Annotated in this window: 13 protein-coding genes and 1 tRNA gene; 10 read left to right on the top strand and 4 right to left on the bottom strand. The window is 67.7% G+C overall.

The genetic code is table 11. The annotated features are described in order from the left end of the window. Positions 1–26: 26 nt before the first annotated feature. The gene (locus TBD_RS13750; protein WP_011313254.1) at positions 27–353 is read right to left on the bottom strand and encodes a four-helix bundle copper-binding protein; all 327 of its coding nucleotides are present in this window, start codon (positions 351–353) and stop codon (positions 27–29) included. A gap of 273 nt (positions 354–626) precedes the next feature. On the opposite strand from TBD_RS13750, the gene TBD_RS13745 reads away from it, so the two are divergent. The 10 genes from TBD_RS13745 (at position 627) to TBD_RS14375 (ending at position 10,642) form a co-directional block, all read left to right on the top strand. Further along, complete coding sequence (locus tag TBD_RS13745) at positions 627–863, top strand: SHOCT domain-containing protein (protein ID WP_011313253.1); 237 nt, start codon at positions 627–629, stop codon at positions 861–863. Positions 864–895: 32 nt separating this feature from the next. Next, positions 896–2,965, top strand: a complete 2,070-nt coding sequence (locus tag TBD_RS13740) for a copper-translocating P-type ATPase (RefSeq protein ID WP_011313252.1) — start codon at positions 896–898, stop codon at positions 2,963–2,965. 109 nt (positions 2,966–3,074) lie between these two features. Then, positions 3,075–3,737, top strand: coding sequence for an ArsR/SmtB family transcription factor (locus TBD_RS13735; RefSeq protein ID WP_011313251.1), 663 nt, complete (start codon positions 3,075–3,077; stop codon positions 3,735–3,737). A gap of 40 nt (positions 3,738–3,777) precedes the next feature. After that, on the top strand, positions 3,778–4,509 hold the full coding sequence (locus TBD_RS13730; RefSeq protein ID WP_011313250.1) for an MBL fold metallo-hydrolase: 732 nt from the start codon (positions 3,778–3,780) through the stop codon (positions 4,507–4,509). Between the two features lies 1 nt (position 4,510). Then, on the top strand, positions 4,511–5,818 hold the full coding sequence (locus tag TBD_RS13725; protein WP_011313249.1) for an MFS transporter: 1,308 nt from the start codon (positions 4,511–4,513) through the stop codon (positions 5,816–5,818). A 185-nt stretch (positions 5,819–6,003) separates the two neighbouring features. Continuing rightward, on the top strand, positions 6,004–6,687 hold the full coding sequence (locus TBD_RS13720; protein ID WP_011313248.1) for an ArsR/SmtB family transcription factor: 684 nt from the start codon (positions 6,004–6,006) through the stop codon (positions 6,685–6,687). 89 nt (positions 6,688–6,776) lie between these two features. Further along, positions 6,777–7,577, top strand: coding sequence for a sulfite exporter TauE/SafE family protein (locus tag TBD_RS13715; protein WP_011313247.1), 801 nt, complete (start codon positions 6,777–6,779; stop codon positions 7,575–7,577). 11 nt (positions 7,578–7,588) lie between these two features. Next, positions 7,589–7,894 carry a hypothetical protein gene (locus TBD_RS13710; RefSeq protein WP_148203065.1) on the top strand — a complete coding sequence of 102 codons (306 nt, stop codon included), beginning with the start codon at positions 7,589–7,591 and terminating at the stop codon, positions 7,892–7,894. A gap of 34 nt (positions 7,895–7,928) precedes the next feature. After that, positions 7,929–9,113 carry an MFS transporter gene (locus TBD_RS13705; protein ID WP_041432800.1) on the top strand — a complete coding sequence of 395 codons (1,185 nt, stop codon included), beginning with the start codon at positions 7,929–7,931 and terminating at the stop codon, positions 9,111–9,113. Between the two features lie 617 nt (positions 9,114–9,730). Beyond that, positions 9,731–10,642 (top strand): type IV pili methyl-accepting chemotaxis transducer N-terminal domain-containing protein, encoded by a 912-nt coding sequence (locus tag TBD_RS14375; protein WP_011313244.1) that lies wholly within the window; start codon positions 9,731–9,733, stop codon positions 10,640–10,642. A 308-nt stretch (positions 10,643–10,950) separates the two neighbouring features. On the opposite strand, the gene TBD_RS13695 is transcribed toward TBD_RS14375, so the two are convergent. The 3 genes from TBD_RS13695 to lgt form a co-directional block, all read right to left on the bottom strand. Then, positions 10,951–11,026: transfer RNA gene (locus tag TBD_RS13695), tRNA-Ala, on the bottom strand. Positions 11,027–11,046: 20 nt separating this feature from the next. Further along, complete coding sequence (locus TBD_RS13690; RefSeq protein WP_148203064.1) at positions 11,047–11,451, bottom strand: VanZ family protein; 405 nt, start codon at positions 11,449–11,451, stop codon at positions 11,047–11,049. Next, entirely contained in the window at positions 11,448–12,239 is a 792-nt protein-coding gene (gene lgt / locus TBD_RS13685) for a prolipoprotein diacylglyceryl transferase (protein ID WP_041432799.1), read from the bottom strand. The genes TBD_RS13690 and lgt overlap by 4 nt, the downstream gene beginning before the upstream one ends. Between the last annotated feature and the right edge of the window lie 41 nt (positions 12,240–12,280).

The following is a 12,280-nucleotide window of genomic DNA, read 5'->3' as shown; positions in this document are numbered from 1 at the left end:
GACCTGCGGGGCCCGCTTCCGACAGCCTAGGCGGCCATCCGGCGGCACTCCTCGGCGCAGCGCCGGCAGGCCTGCGCGCATTCCTGGCAATGGTCGTGCTGATGCTTCGCGCATTCGGCGCCGCAGGCCTCGCAGACCTCGGCGCAGATCGCGCACATGCGGCGGGCGAATTCGCTGCCGCGCGCCATGTAGCCCGACGCGAGCCGGCAGATCGCGGCGCAGTCGATGTCGAGCGCGATGCAGCGCGCCATCGGTTTGGGGTCGGCTTCCTGGAGGCAGGCCGTCGCGCAGTGGTCGCAGGCGGCGGCGCATTCGTCACAGGCCTTGATACAGCTTGCAAACTCGGTATGCATGGGATTCCCCTGAGGCTCGGCGAGACGCCGAGTTTCCGCACCGCAAATCGCGTTCCGGCTCGTCGCGCCGCATCAACGAACCGACCGCCTTTCGCCGCGATACCGCTCTCGCAGCGCGCCACCGCGATCCCGGCGCGACAGGAATCGTTCGCGCAGACCGCGTGCGAATCGCACGCGTGCAAGTTCTACACGGCTGCCCTGTGCTTTTTGCACCGCTAGCCACGTCACGCGCTCCCGGTGCTAGAACGAAGGAAACGGCGGCGGGAGACGCTCATGTGGGGCGATTATGGGTTCATGCACGGCTACGGATTCGGGGGGATCTTCATGATCTTGTGGTGGGTACTGGTGGTGGCCGGGATCGTCGTGCTCGTGCTGTGGTTGACGAAAGCACCCCAGCGCGGCTCGAGTACGGGCCGCGATCCCGCGCTCGACATCCTCCGGGAGCGCTATGCGCGCGGCGAGATCGACGAGCAGGAATTCGAGAAGAAGAAGCGCGACCTGACGGCATAGCGCGCGACCTCGGTCGACGGCCGGAGAAGCAGATGGACGAACACGCCAACGACGCAAGGGCGGTTGCCACGCACGCGGCCGCGAGTCACGTGCACCCGTCGCCGCATGGGGGCGGCGCGCACGCCGGGCACGGCGTCGCGCATGGCGGCCACGCCGATCACGCGCGCATGGTCAGCGACTTCAGGACCCGCTTCTGGGTCGCGCTCGTGCTGACGCTGCCCATTCTGGCCTTGTCGGCCGACCTCTGGGACATGCTCGGCCTTGCCGCCCCGCTGCGCTTTCGCGGCGATCGCTACGTTCTGTTCCTGTTTTCCAGCGTCGTCTACTTCTACGGCGGCTGGCCGTTCCTCCGCGGCTTCGGCGACGAACTGCGGCAACGCAGGCCCGGCATGATGACGCTGATCGCGGTGGCGATCAGCGCGGCCTACTTCTATTCGAGCGCGGTGACCTTCGGCCTGCCGGGCATGGGCTTCTATTGGGAGCTCGCGACCCTGATCGACATCATGCTGCTCGGCCACTGGATCGAAATGAAGTCGGTGCTCGGCGCGTCGGGGGCGCTCGAGGCGCTGGTGCGGTTGCTGCCCGCCCAGGCGCACCGCCTCGGGCCGGAAGGGCAAAGCGAGGACATCCCGGTCGGCGACATCGCGCCCGGCGACCGCATCCTGGTCAAGCCCGGCGAACGCGTGCCGACCGACGGCATCATCGTCGCGGGCGAGACGAGCCTCGACGAATCGATGCTGACGGGCGAGTCGAAGCCGGTCGAGAAAGGCGATGGCGCCGAAGCGATCGGCGGCTCGGTCAACGGCGCCGGTGCGATCACGCTCGAGGTCCGCAAAACCGGCGGCCAGACCTATCTGTCGCAGGTCATGGACCTGGTGCGCCGCGCGCAGGAATCGCGCTCGCGCACCCAGGACCTGGCCAACCGCGCTGCGCAGTGGCTGACCGCGATCGCGCTCGGCGGCGGCCTCGCGACGCTGTTCGCGTGGCTCGCGCTCGGCCGTGACTTCGCCTTCGCGATGGAGCGCGCAGTCACGGTGATGGTGATCGCCTGTCCGCACGCGCTCGGCCTGGCCGTGCCGCTCGTCGTCGCGGTGAGCACGAGCATGTCGGCCTCGCACGGCCTGCTCGTCCGGGACCGTGCGGCGTTCGAGCGCGCGCGCAAGCTCGACGCAGTCGTCTTCGACAAGACCGGCACGCTGACCGAAGGCCGCTTCGGCGTCGCCGACATAGTGCTGCTGGCGGACCTCGACGAAGCCGCCGCGCTGCGTCTGGCCGCGGCGCTCGAGAGCCAGTCCGAGCACCCGATCGCGGCGGGCATCGTGCGCGCGGCGAAGGAGCGCGGGCTCGCATGGCCGCCGGCCGACGCTTTCCGCAACCTCACCGGCCGCGGTGCGCAGGCCACGGTCGAGGGCCGCGACGTCAAGGTCGTGAGTCCGGGCTACCTCCGCGAACACGGCATCGCGGCGCGCGATGCGCGGCTCGATGCGCTCGCCGCAGCGGGCAAGACCACGGTCTTCCTCGTCGTCGACGGAAGCGCGGTCGCGGCGTTCGGACTCGCCGACGTCGTCCGCGCCGAGTCGAAGGCGGCGGTCGCGCGGCTCAAGGCGATGGGCATGCAATGCATGATGCTGACCGGCGACTCGCGTGCGGTCGCGCAGACCGTCGCCGCGCAGCTCGGCCTCGACGACTATTTCGCCGAAGTGCTGCCCGAGCAGAAAGCCGAAAAGATCCGCGAGGTGAAGGCCCGTGGACTCACCGTCGCGATGGTCGGCGATGGTGTCAACGACGCGCCGGCGCTCGTCGAATCGGATCTCGGCGTCGCGATCGGCGCCGGCACCGACGTGGCGATCGAGGCCGCGGACATCGTGCTCGTGAGCAACGACCCGCGCGACGTCGCCGCGATCCTTGGCCTGTCGCGCAAGACCTACGCGAAGATGATCCAGAACCTGCTCTGGGCGACCGGCTACAACAGCTTCGCGATTCCGCTCGCGGCCGGGGTCGGCGCCGCCTGGGGCCTGCTGCTCACGCCTGCGGTCGGGGCCGTGTTCATGTCGGCGAGCACCGTGATCGTCGCGATCAACGCCAAGTTACTACGGCCCTGAGGGGCCGACAGCCGCTCGCAAGGCTTCCGCCCTGGGCGCCGGAACCTCGGTTGGGGTGATCCGCAGCCGCTGCTTGACACATTCTAATGTTCGTTAGAACATCCGATTCATGCAAAAACGCGAACTCAAGAACCTGCTCTACGAACAGGTGGCCCGCATCGGCCGCGCCGTGTCGAGCCCGAAGCGCCTCGAGCTGCTCGAAATCCTCGCGCAGGGCGAGAAGACCGTGGAAGTGCTCGCGAGCGAGGCCGCGATCGACGTCAAGCTCGCGAGCGCCCACCTCAAGGTGCTCAAGGAAGCGCGCCTGGTCGAGACGCGGCGCGAAGGCCGCTTCGTCGCCTACCGGCTGAGCGGCGACGACGTCAGCGCGCTCTGGGTCGATCTGCGCACGGTCGCCGAGGAGCATCTGGTCGAGCTCAAGGTCGAGATGGAGCGCATCTTTGCCGCACCGGAAAAACTCGACGTCGAGACGCGGCGTTCGCTACTCGCCAAGGCGCGGCGCGGCGACGTCGTCGTCATCGACGTGCGCCCCGCGGCCGAATACGCCACCGGCCATCTCCCCTTCGCGCGTTCGATGCCGCTCGAGGAAATCCGCCAGCGCCTGAAGGAATTGCCCGCCGACCGCGACATCGTCGCCTACTGCCGCGGGCCGTTCTGCATGATGTCGGCGGAGGCCGTGGCCTTGCTCAAGGAGCACGGCTACCGCGCACACAAGATCGCCGACGGCGTTCCCGAATGGCAGGCCGCGGGGCTGCCGCTCGCGGAATCCTGAGCCTTCGCCCGTCCCCAAGACCGATTCCAAGGAGACCTCCATGTTTTTCCGTCAACTGCTGGCCAAGGACGCCACGCTCTCGTATCTCTTCGGCTGCGGCTCCTGCCACGTCGGCGTCGCGGTCGACCCCGTGCTCGGCGACGAGCAGTGGTTCCTCGACGAAGCCGCCAAGCAGGACGTGAAGATCAGCCACGTCATCGACACCCACGTGCACGCCGATCATTTCTCGGGCGGCCGCAAGCTCGCCGAACTGAGCGGCGCGTCCTACTGCCTGCACGCGTCGAATGCCGGTCGGGTCGCCTATCCGTTCACGCCCCTGAAGGACGGCCAGCGCATCGACGTCGGCAACGTCTACGTCGACGTGCTCCACACCCCAGGCCACACGCCCGACTCGGTCTGCCTGCTCGTGACCGACAAGCGGCGTACCGAAACGCCGTGGTTCGTGCTCACCGGCGACACGCTCTTCGTCGGTAGCGCCGGCCGTCCGGACCTCGCCGGCAAGGAAGCCGAGATGGCCGGCCAGATCCACGACACCGTGCACGAACGCCTGCTGAGCCTGCCTGCCGAAGTCGAGCTCTATCCGGGTCACACCTCGGGCAGCGCCTGCGGCGCCGGCATGTCGGGCAAGCCCATGTCGACGATCGGCTTCGAGAAGCGCTGGAATCCGATGCTCGCGCTGGACCGCGCGGCCTTCGTCGCCGCACTGACCGAATCGATCCCGCCGCGCCCGGCGGAAATGGATCGCATGGTCGCCTTCAACCTCGGCCGCTGAGATGCTGGCCGTTCACGACGCCGTGGACTACCGCTACGGCATCCGCGACAACCTTGCCCAGTTCGCCCACCAGCTGGTGCAGGTGTTCTTCGTGGGGCTCACGATCGGCATGTTCCGCACCGTCGTGCCGGCGCTCGCCGAGACCGAGTTCGGCGTCGCCCGCGGCTCGTTCATGATGCTGATGGCCTTCGTCACCGCCTTCGGCTTCGTCAAGGGCACGCTCAATTTCGTCGCCGGTCGGCTGTCCGAGCGCATCGGGCGGAAAAAGGTCCTGGTCCTCGGCTGGCTCGCTGCGGTGCCGATCCCGTTCATGATCCTCTACGCGCCGTCGTGGAGCTGGATCGTCGCGGCGACCGTGCTGCTCGGCGTCAACCAGGGCCTGGCCTGGTCGATGACGCAGACGTCCAAGCTCGACCTCACGAGCGCCGACCAGCGCGGTCTGACGATCGGCCTCAACGAATTCTCCGGCTACTTCGGCGTCGCGGTGGCCGGCATCGTCACCGGCTACCTCGCGACTGCCTACGGACCGCGCGACGGTCTGATGCTCTTCGGCCTGACGGTGGTCGCGCTCGCCGGCCTGCTGACGCTCTTGTGGGTCAAGGACACACTGCCCTGGGCGCAGGCCGAAGGCAAGAAGCACGCGGCCGGCTTGATGAATGGGCCGAAGCCGCGCTATCCGGCCAACATCTCCGACAAGCCCGGCACCTGGGAGGTGTTCACGCTGATGTCGTGGCGCGACGCGCGTCTCGCGTCGGTGAGCCAGGCCGGCCTGGTCGAGAAATTCGTCGACGCGCTGGTGTGGGTGTTCTTTCCGGTTTATCTCTACCAGCAGGGCCTTTCGCTCGCCGGCATCGGCTGGGTCGTCGGCGTTTACGGCTTCGTCTGGGGCATTGCGCAATTCCTCACCGGTCATCTCTCCGACCGCATCGGCCGCAAGAAGCCGATCGTCGCCGGCATGTGGCTGTGCGGCGCGGGCGTCGCGCTCGTTCTGCTGGGCGAGGGCGAGCTGTGGTGGTCCTTCGCTGCCGCGGTCATGGGCTTCGGCATGGCGCTGCTGTATCCGACGCTCTCGGCCGCGGTGTCCGACATCGCCCACCCCAACTGGCGCGGCTCGGCGATCGGCATCTACCGCTTCTGGCGCGACCTCGGCTACGGCATCGGCGCGCTGCTGCTCGGCGCGGTTGCAGCCCTCGCGGGCGGGATCGAGGCGGGCTTCTGGTTCACCGCGGCCGCGATGTTCGTTTCGGGCGCCATCGTCTTGCTGGCGTGCGAGGAGACTCATCCGAGGCTCAATCCTGCTGCTGACTGACGCCTCTGGGCGAAACCCCATGAAACGAAGCCTCGACGCGCTCGCCCCGTCTGGTCGCTGCGGGCGGCGCCTCTACGCAGGCTAATCCCCGCGGAGTCGGCGCCTTGTTCGGCCAGTTCCAACTTCGACCCGCCGCGCCGGCTTGTTCAGTACACTGGCCGCTCCGCGGCTACCGCCACGCGCCAATGTCTCCATCCATGACCCCCAAGAAGAAACTCTTCGAGCAGTTCGCTCGCGTCGCGAAGTCGCTGGCGAGTTCGAATCGACTGGAACTGCTCGAGGCACTCGCCCAAGGCGAGCGGAGCGTCGATGCCCTCGCGCAGGCGACCGGCATGTCGGTCGCCAATACCTCGCATCACCTCCAGATCCTGCGCGATTCGGGCTTGGCGGAATCGCGCAAGGAAGGCTTGCAGGTGATCTATCGCCTGTCGGACGATCAGATTCCGGTCTTGCTGGGCAGCATCAGCCGCATCGCCGAGAAACACCTCGCCGAGGTGGACCGTATCGTGCGCGAGCATTTCGACGTGCGCGACACACTCACGCCCGTCGGACGCAGCGAACTGCTGGCGCGGGTCAAGGACGGGGGGGCTATGGTCATCGACGTACGCCCTGCCGCCGAATACCAGGCGGGACACATTCCCGGCGCGGTCAACATCCCGATCGACGAGTTGCCGCATCACCTCGAGGCCCTGCCGCAGGGCCAGGAAATCGTCGCCTACTGCCGCGGCCCCTATTGCATGCTCGCCTTCGACGCCGTGGCGACCCTGCGTCAGGCCGGCTATCAGGCGCGCCGCCTCGAAGACGGTTTCCCCGAGTGGAAGGCCGAGAGCTTCCCCGTCGACACCGGAACGCCCGACGCGGAGCCCTGATCGCCCCGGCATCGCGCATCGGGTTGACGCGACGCCGGGTTGCCGGCACTATTCAAATAGTCGTTTGAATAGTTAAAAAGGGGGCGGGTATGGACTTCCTCGCGGGCGTCGCCGGGGCGGCCACCGGCATCGTATTGGGTCTCTTCGGCAGCGGCGGGTCGATCATCGCGACTCCGGCGCTTCTCTACCTGCTCGACGTCGAACCGAAGTCGGCGATCGCCATGAGCCTCGGCATCGTCGCCGTGACCGCGACGATCGCCGCGCTCGACAACTGGCGGCGCGGCAATGTGGACGTATCGGTCGCCGCCGTATTCGGTTTGTTCGGCGTCCTCGGCACCTATGCCGGGGCGCGGATCGGCGTCGTCACGCCGGTGGCGATCCAGCTCGCGGTGTTCGCTCTGGTGATGTACGCCGCGGCCTGGCGCATGCTCAAGCCGGCCCGACTCCCGGCCGTCGCGTCGGGCGATCTTTCCGTCTCGGCCGGTGCGGCGGCGCTGCCCTGCAGCGGGCTGTTTTCTCCCTGTATGGGGCATATGGCCCTGCACGGCATCGGGGTCGGCGTACTCACCGGCCTGGTCGGTGTCGGCGGCGGTTTCCTGATCGTTCCGGCGCTGGTGCTGCTCTCGCGCATCCCGATGAAGACCGCGGTCGGCACCTCGCTCGCCATCGTCGCCGCGAAGTCCTACGCGGGCTTTGCCGGCTATACCGGCGCTGTTCCGATCAACTGGGGCTTGATGGCCGGGTTTACCGCGGTCACCGTCGTCGCGAGCTTTGCCGGCACGCGACTCGCTCACCGCTTTTCGCAGGACATGCTCAAGCGCACCTTCTCGGTGTTCCTGCTGTTCGTCGCCACGTATATCCTGCTGAAAAGCGTGATCGGAGCTCAATGATGGATCTCGACGTGCGTGTCATCTCACAGCGGCCGGCGGGCGGACGCTGCGCGCTCTACGCCGACTACGCGGAGGTTCTTGCCACGCATCTGGCGGCGCGCACCGAAGTGGTCTTCAGCACCCGCCGCGATGCCCACGGTGCGGGTTTTCCTTCGCTGCTCATGAACGGACAGGCCGTGCAGCCGGCCGACGGGGTCATCCTGATGCCCGCCGATCTATGCGCACGCTTGACAGCGCTCGGGGTCGACGACGCGATCCTCGATCGACTGGCCGATGCGCTCGACGCGCCGCTGGAACGCATGCTGGCGGGCGCGTAAGCTCCGCCCGTCCACCTCGAACCCCCGTCGCCCCATGCAGACCCCCTCCCGCGCCAACCTCCTGATCCTCGCGTCGAGCCAGGCCTTGATGCTGTCGGCCATCGTTCTGTCGATGACGCTCGCGGCGGTGCTCGGTGCCATGCTCGCGCCCGACAGGGGGCTCGCGACGCTGCCGGTCGCAGCGATGGTCGTCGGCACCGCGTTCGCGTCGATGCCGGCGTCGATGCTCATGCGCCGCATGGGCCGCCGGCCCGGGTTCCTGATCGGCGCGCTGCTCGGCATTGGCGGCAGCCTGCTCTGCGCGCTTGGGCTTTACGAGAGCGACTTCGCCGTGTTCGTCGGCGGCAATTTCCTGCTCGGCAGCTACCAGGGCTTCGCCAACTACTACCGCTTCGCCGCCGTCGAGGCCGCGGGGCCCGCGCGGGCCGGCAAGGCGATTTCCATGGTCGTCGCGGGCGGCGTCGTCGCGGCCTTCCTCGGCCCCCAGCTCGGTGTGTGGGGGCGCGACTGGGTCGCGGGGCAGATCTTCGTCGGTTCGTATCTGGCGCAGGCAGGCTTAAGTCTCGTCGCCTTCGCGCTGCTGCTGCTGCTGCGCCTGCCCCCGGAGGCGCAGCAGGACACCGGCCACGCGCGCCCGCTCGCCGACATCCTGCGCCAGCCCGTGCTCGGCGTCGCGATCTTCGGCGCGGCGATCGGCTACGCGGTCATGATCATGGTGATGACCGCGACGCCGCTCGCGATCCTGGGCTGCGGCCTGCCCGAGTCGGACGTCGCGCCGGTGATCCAGTGGCACGTCGTCGGCATGTTCGCGCCGTCCTTCTTCACCGGCGCGCTGATCGCGCGCTTCGGCGCACCGCGCGTCATGCAGGCGGGCTTCGTCCTGCTGCTCGGCCACGTCGCCCTGGTCCTCTCGGGGGTCGAGTTCCTGCACTTCCTGTCGGGCTTGGTCCTGCTCGGCGTCGGCTGGAATTTCGCGTTCATCGGCGGCACCACGCTGCTGACCCAGAGCTATCGCCCGGCCGAGCGGCTCAAGGTGCAGGCGGTCAACGAGTTCGCGGTCTTCGGCTTCGCCGCGCTGGCGACACTCTCGGCGGGCTGGCTCTACGACCGCTTCGGCTGGGCCGTGCTCAACGTCGCGGTGATTCCGCTTCTGCTCGCGGCCTTGCTCGCGGCGATCGCGATCGAGCGGCAGTTCCGGCGCGCGGCCCTCGCCACCTGACCGGCAGCCGAGTTCGCTGACGTCGTCGCCCCGGCCGACTCGACGCCTGATTCGCCACGCCGCACGGGGCGCTGGACCGGCAGCCGCATACCGTCTCGCGGTCCGTGGTCTCGATGTGAACCTCGGCCAAATCCTGCTCGACGTCGGTTGCGGCACCGGCCGGCTTCAGCCGCCGCGCGGCCGCCGACGGTCTGTCGTCGCCGGCGTCGATCCGAACCCCGTCTGCACGCTGACCGGCGGTTGAATAGCCCGCACTGCACCCGTTGGCGGCGCGTCTGAGTGCTCGCGCGATAGGCGTGACGAAGAAACGAGGGCGGCGCGGTGATCCATTACGTCCGGGGGAGCGGCCATCAATCCGTTTCGGGAGGCCGTCGGACGGCCCGTGCAGCCGATGATTTTTTTGCACGATCAGCGGCCCATGATTCATATCGCTATGGTGTTTTGCTATCTTTTAGCCAGACACGTATTCAGTGCTGCTTTGGCCAAGCGCTGCCAATCGGCTGGCCTTCGAGGTCGGGCGCTGCTTGCCGCGGTCGATGCTGCGTAAGAAGCACTTAATCCGACGTCCTTACTTTGAAATCACCCACGCACCCGCGCGTCCTTTGCAGGGGAGAGCCATGGAATTCGCTCGACAAGATCGCCCTGGAATCCTTGGTGGAAGGGTGTTGACCGGCGCAGCTGCTTTTCTCCTGTTGTTCATGGTCGGCGGTCGTTCTGACGAATCCGGACCGCCCTCGATACGGCTGACCGTTGCGGGACCGCTATCGCCTGCCCACGCCGAAGCGCCGACGCCGGCGACGACCAGAGTAGAAACTACCTCGGCTGTGAATGTGGCGGGACGTCAACGCATGCTCTCGCAGCGCATGGCCAAGGCATATCTCATGCTGGGCCAGGGCGTCGCGGCCGACGACGCCCGCACGATCCTGCGGGAATCGATCACGGAGTTCGAATCCAATCTCGCAAGGCTGAAAGCGTTTCAGCAGCCGACCCCGAGCGTGCGGAGCGCACTCGCTAAGCTGGAAGGCGTGTGGACGAAATGCAAGCCGCTGCTGGCGGCTGCACCGAGCAAGGCGAATGCAGTCGAATTCTACGATGCCAACGAGGCGCTACAGGAGGCAGCGCACAGCGCGACATTGGCCTACGAGCATGTCACCGGTGCGCCATTCGACCATTTGATCGGAATGGCCGGGCGCCAGCACATGCTGTTGCAGCGCATGGCCAAATTCTATTTCTATCGTACCTGGGGGCTGTACGACGCCTCGGCCGAGTTGGAATTGCACCTCAGCCGTGCGCGTTTCACCGCCGAACTGAACCAGATCGAAAATTCGCCGCTGGCCTCGGCGAGGATGAAGGCAGGCGTGGCGCAAATTCGGCGCGAGTGGGAACCGTATCAGCGGGCGCTGTTCGCGAACCGGGACCCCGCAAAGATGCGCGGAGATGCCTCCCGGGTGGCCGAGTTGAGCGAGCGGGTATCCTCGACGACCGCGGAACTCGTCGTGCAGCTCATGGCCCTGCGTGCGCCAAGCTAGATCGAGGTGCTCGCTTGTGTTGCCGGGGGCGCGCAGCGGTGGGAGCACGCTGCTTCCGCCAAAAGCGGCACGGCGTCGACGTCCCGAGGTTTGTCTAGAGCCTGTAAAGAGCCAGCCCCGAGGGTTGATGGGCGGTTGCCGTCGTTGGCGCTACACACCCGTTCGGCTGTTGACGCTGAATCGGTTGGGTGCGCTGCTGGCCTGGCAGGCGCGCAATTGCCGAGATTAAAAAAGCCGAACCCTGCCTTCCGGCGGGTTCGGCTTGCAAGCGCAATCCTCTTCTTGCCGGATTGGCTTGGGTGTTGTCTTGGTGGAGCGGAGGAGGATCGAACTCCCGACCTTCGCATTGCGAACGCGACGCTCTCCCAGCTGAGCTACCGCCCCAGTGCGGCGGGATTATAGCCTCAGCGGCGCGTTGCGGGAAGCGCCGCGAGATAACGCGGCAGGCAGCCGCACGCCGGCGAGCGATCGAGGAGGCGCGCGGCGAGCCAGCCGAGCATGACGCCGCCGCTGTTGGCGGCGAGGTCGAGCAATTCGGGTTGACGCTGGGGCGTGAGACCCTGGAGCAGTTCGATCGCACCGCTGAAGAGCACGATGGCGAGCGCGAGCGTCCGGCGCCGGCGCGTGAGTTGCGCCCACCACAGGGTGAGCAGGGCGTAGCCGAGGAAGTGGACGAGCTTGTCGCTCGGGCCGCCAGCGGTGTCGAGCGCTGGTGGCAGCAGGGAGAGGGCGAGTGCGAGGGCGACGCCGAACCAGCCGGCCGCGCGCCAGAGGCGCATGAGATCAACGCGCTGCAGCAAGGTGTTCATGGTGCGCGGCGCTGCGCCCAGCGCAGCATCAGAACGCCGGCGACGACCATCGGCAGCGACAGCCACTGGCCCATCGACAGGCCGAGCCCGAGCAGGCCGAGATAGGCGTCGGGCTCGCGCGCGAATTCGGCGAGGAAGCGCAGGCTGCCGTAGCCGATCAGGAAGACGCCCGAGACCGCGCCGACCGGGCGCGGTTTGGCTGAATAGAGCCACAGCAGCGCGAACAGCAGCAGGCCTTCGCCGGCGAACTGGTAGAGCTGCGAGGGGTGGCGCGCGATGTCGTCCCCGGCCTGGGGAAAGACCATCGCCCATGGCAGGTTCGGGTCGGCCGGGCGCCCCCAGAGTTCGCCGTTGATGAAGTTGCCGAGCCGCCCGGCGGCCAGCCCCAGCGGCACGAGCGGCGCGATGAAGTCGGTGACGGCGAGCCAGCGGAGCTTGTGGCGCCGGGCGAACAGCGCCATCGCGACGATGACGCCGAGGAAGCCGCCATGGAAGCTCATGCCGCCTTCCCACACCTTGAAGAGGTCGAGCGGGGCGGCGAGGTAGTCGGCGGGCTTGTAGAAAAGCACATAGCCGAGGCGGCCGCCGAGCACGACGCCGAGCACGCCGTAGAACAGCACGTCGTCGAGCATCTTCGCGTCCCAGCCGGTCCACGCGCGGTGGCGAATCGCCCAGCGCCCGAGCAGGATGACCTGGACGAAGGCGAGCAGATACATGAGGCCGTACCAGTGGATGGCGACGGGCCCGAGCTGCAGGGCGACGGGGTCGAATTGCGGGTGAACGAGCATGTGATGCAGGGCCTGGGCGGGTAAAATTGCTGGCTGATTAT

This window comes from Thiobacillus denitrificans ATCC 25259, assembly GCF_000012745.1.
GTDB lineage: Bacteria > Pseudomonadota > Gammaproteobacteria > Burkholderiales > Thiobacillaceae > Thiobacillus > Thiobacillus denitrificans_B.
The sequence above is the reverse complement of the archived record's forward strand: the minus strand, read 5'-3'. Positions and strand labels throughout refer to the sequence as shown.

Bases quoted from the DNA above. Each gene is read 5' to 3' on its own strand.
- TBD_RS13750 (WP_011313254.1), bottom strand. From the start codon at position 353: ATGCATACCGAGTTTGCAAGCTGTATCAAGGCCTGTGACGAATGCGCC.
- TBD_RS13745 (WP_011313253.1), top strand. From the start codon at position 627: ATGTGGGGCGATTATGGGTTCATGCACGGCTACGGATTCGGGGGGATC.
- TBD_RS13740 (WP_011313252.1), top strand. From the start codon at position 896: ATGGACGAACACGCCAACGACGCAAGGGCGGTTGCCACGCACGCGGCC.
- TBD_RS13735 (WP_011313251.1), top strand. From the start codon at position 3,075: ATGCAAAAACGCGAACTCAAGAACCTGCTCTACGAACAGGTGGCCCGC.
- TBD_RS13730 (WP_011313250.1), top strand. From the start codon at position 3,778: ATGTTTTTCCGTCAACTGCTGGCCAAGGACGCCACGCTCTCGTATCTC.
- TBD_RS13725 (WP_011313249.1), top strand. From the start codon at position 4,511: ATGCTGGCCGTTCACGACGCCGTGGACTACCGCTACGGCATCCGCGAC.
- TBD_RS13720 (WP_011313248.1), top strand. From the start codon at position 6,004: ATGTCTCCATCCATGACCCCCAAGAAGAAACTCTTCGAGCAGTTCGCT.
- TBD_RS13715 (WP_011313247.1), top strand. From the start codon at position 6,777: ATGGACTTCCTCGCGGGCGTCGCCGGGGCGGCCACCGGCATCGTATTG.
- TBD_RS13705 (WP_041432800.1), top strand. From the start codon at position 7,929: ATGCAGACCCCCTCCCGCGCCAACCTCCTGATCCTCGCGTCGAGCCAG.
- TBD_RS14375 (WP_011313244.1), top strand. From the start codon at position 9,731: ATGGAATTCGCTCGACAAGATCGCCCTGGAATCCTTGGTGGAAGGGTG.
- TBD_RS13690 (WP_148203064.1), bottom strand. From the start codon at position 11,451: ATGAACACCTTGCTGCAGCGCGTTGATCTCATGCGCCTCTGGCGCGCG.
- lgt (WP_041432799.1), bottom strand. From the start codon at position 12,239: ATGCTCGTTCACCCGCAATTCGACCCCGTCGCCCTGCAGCTCGGGCCC.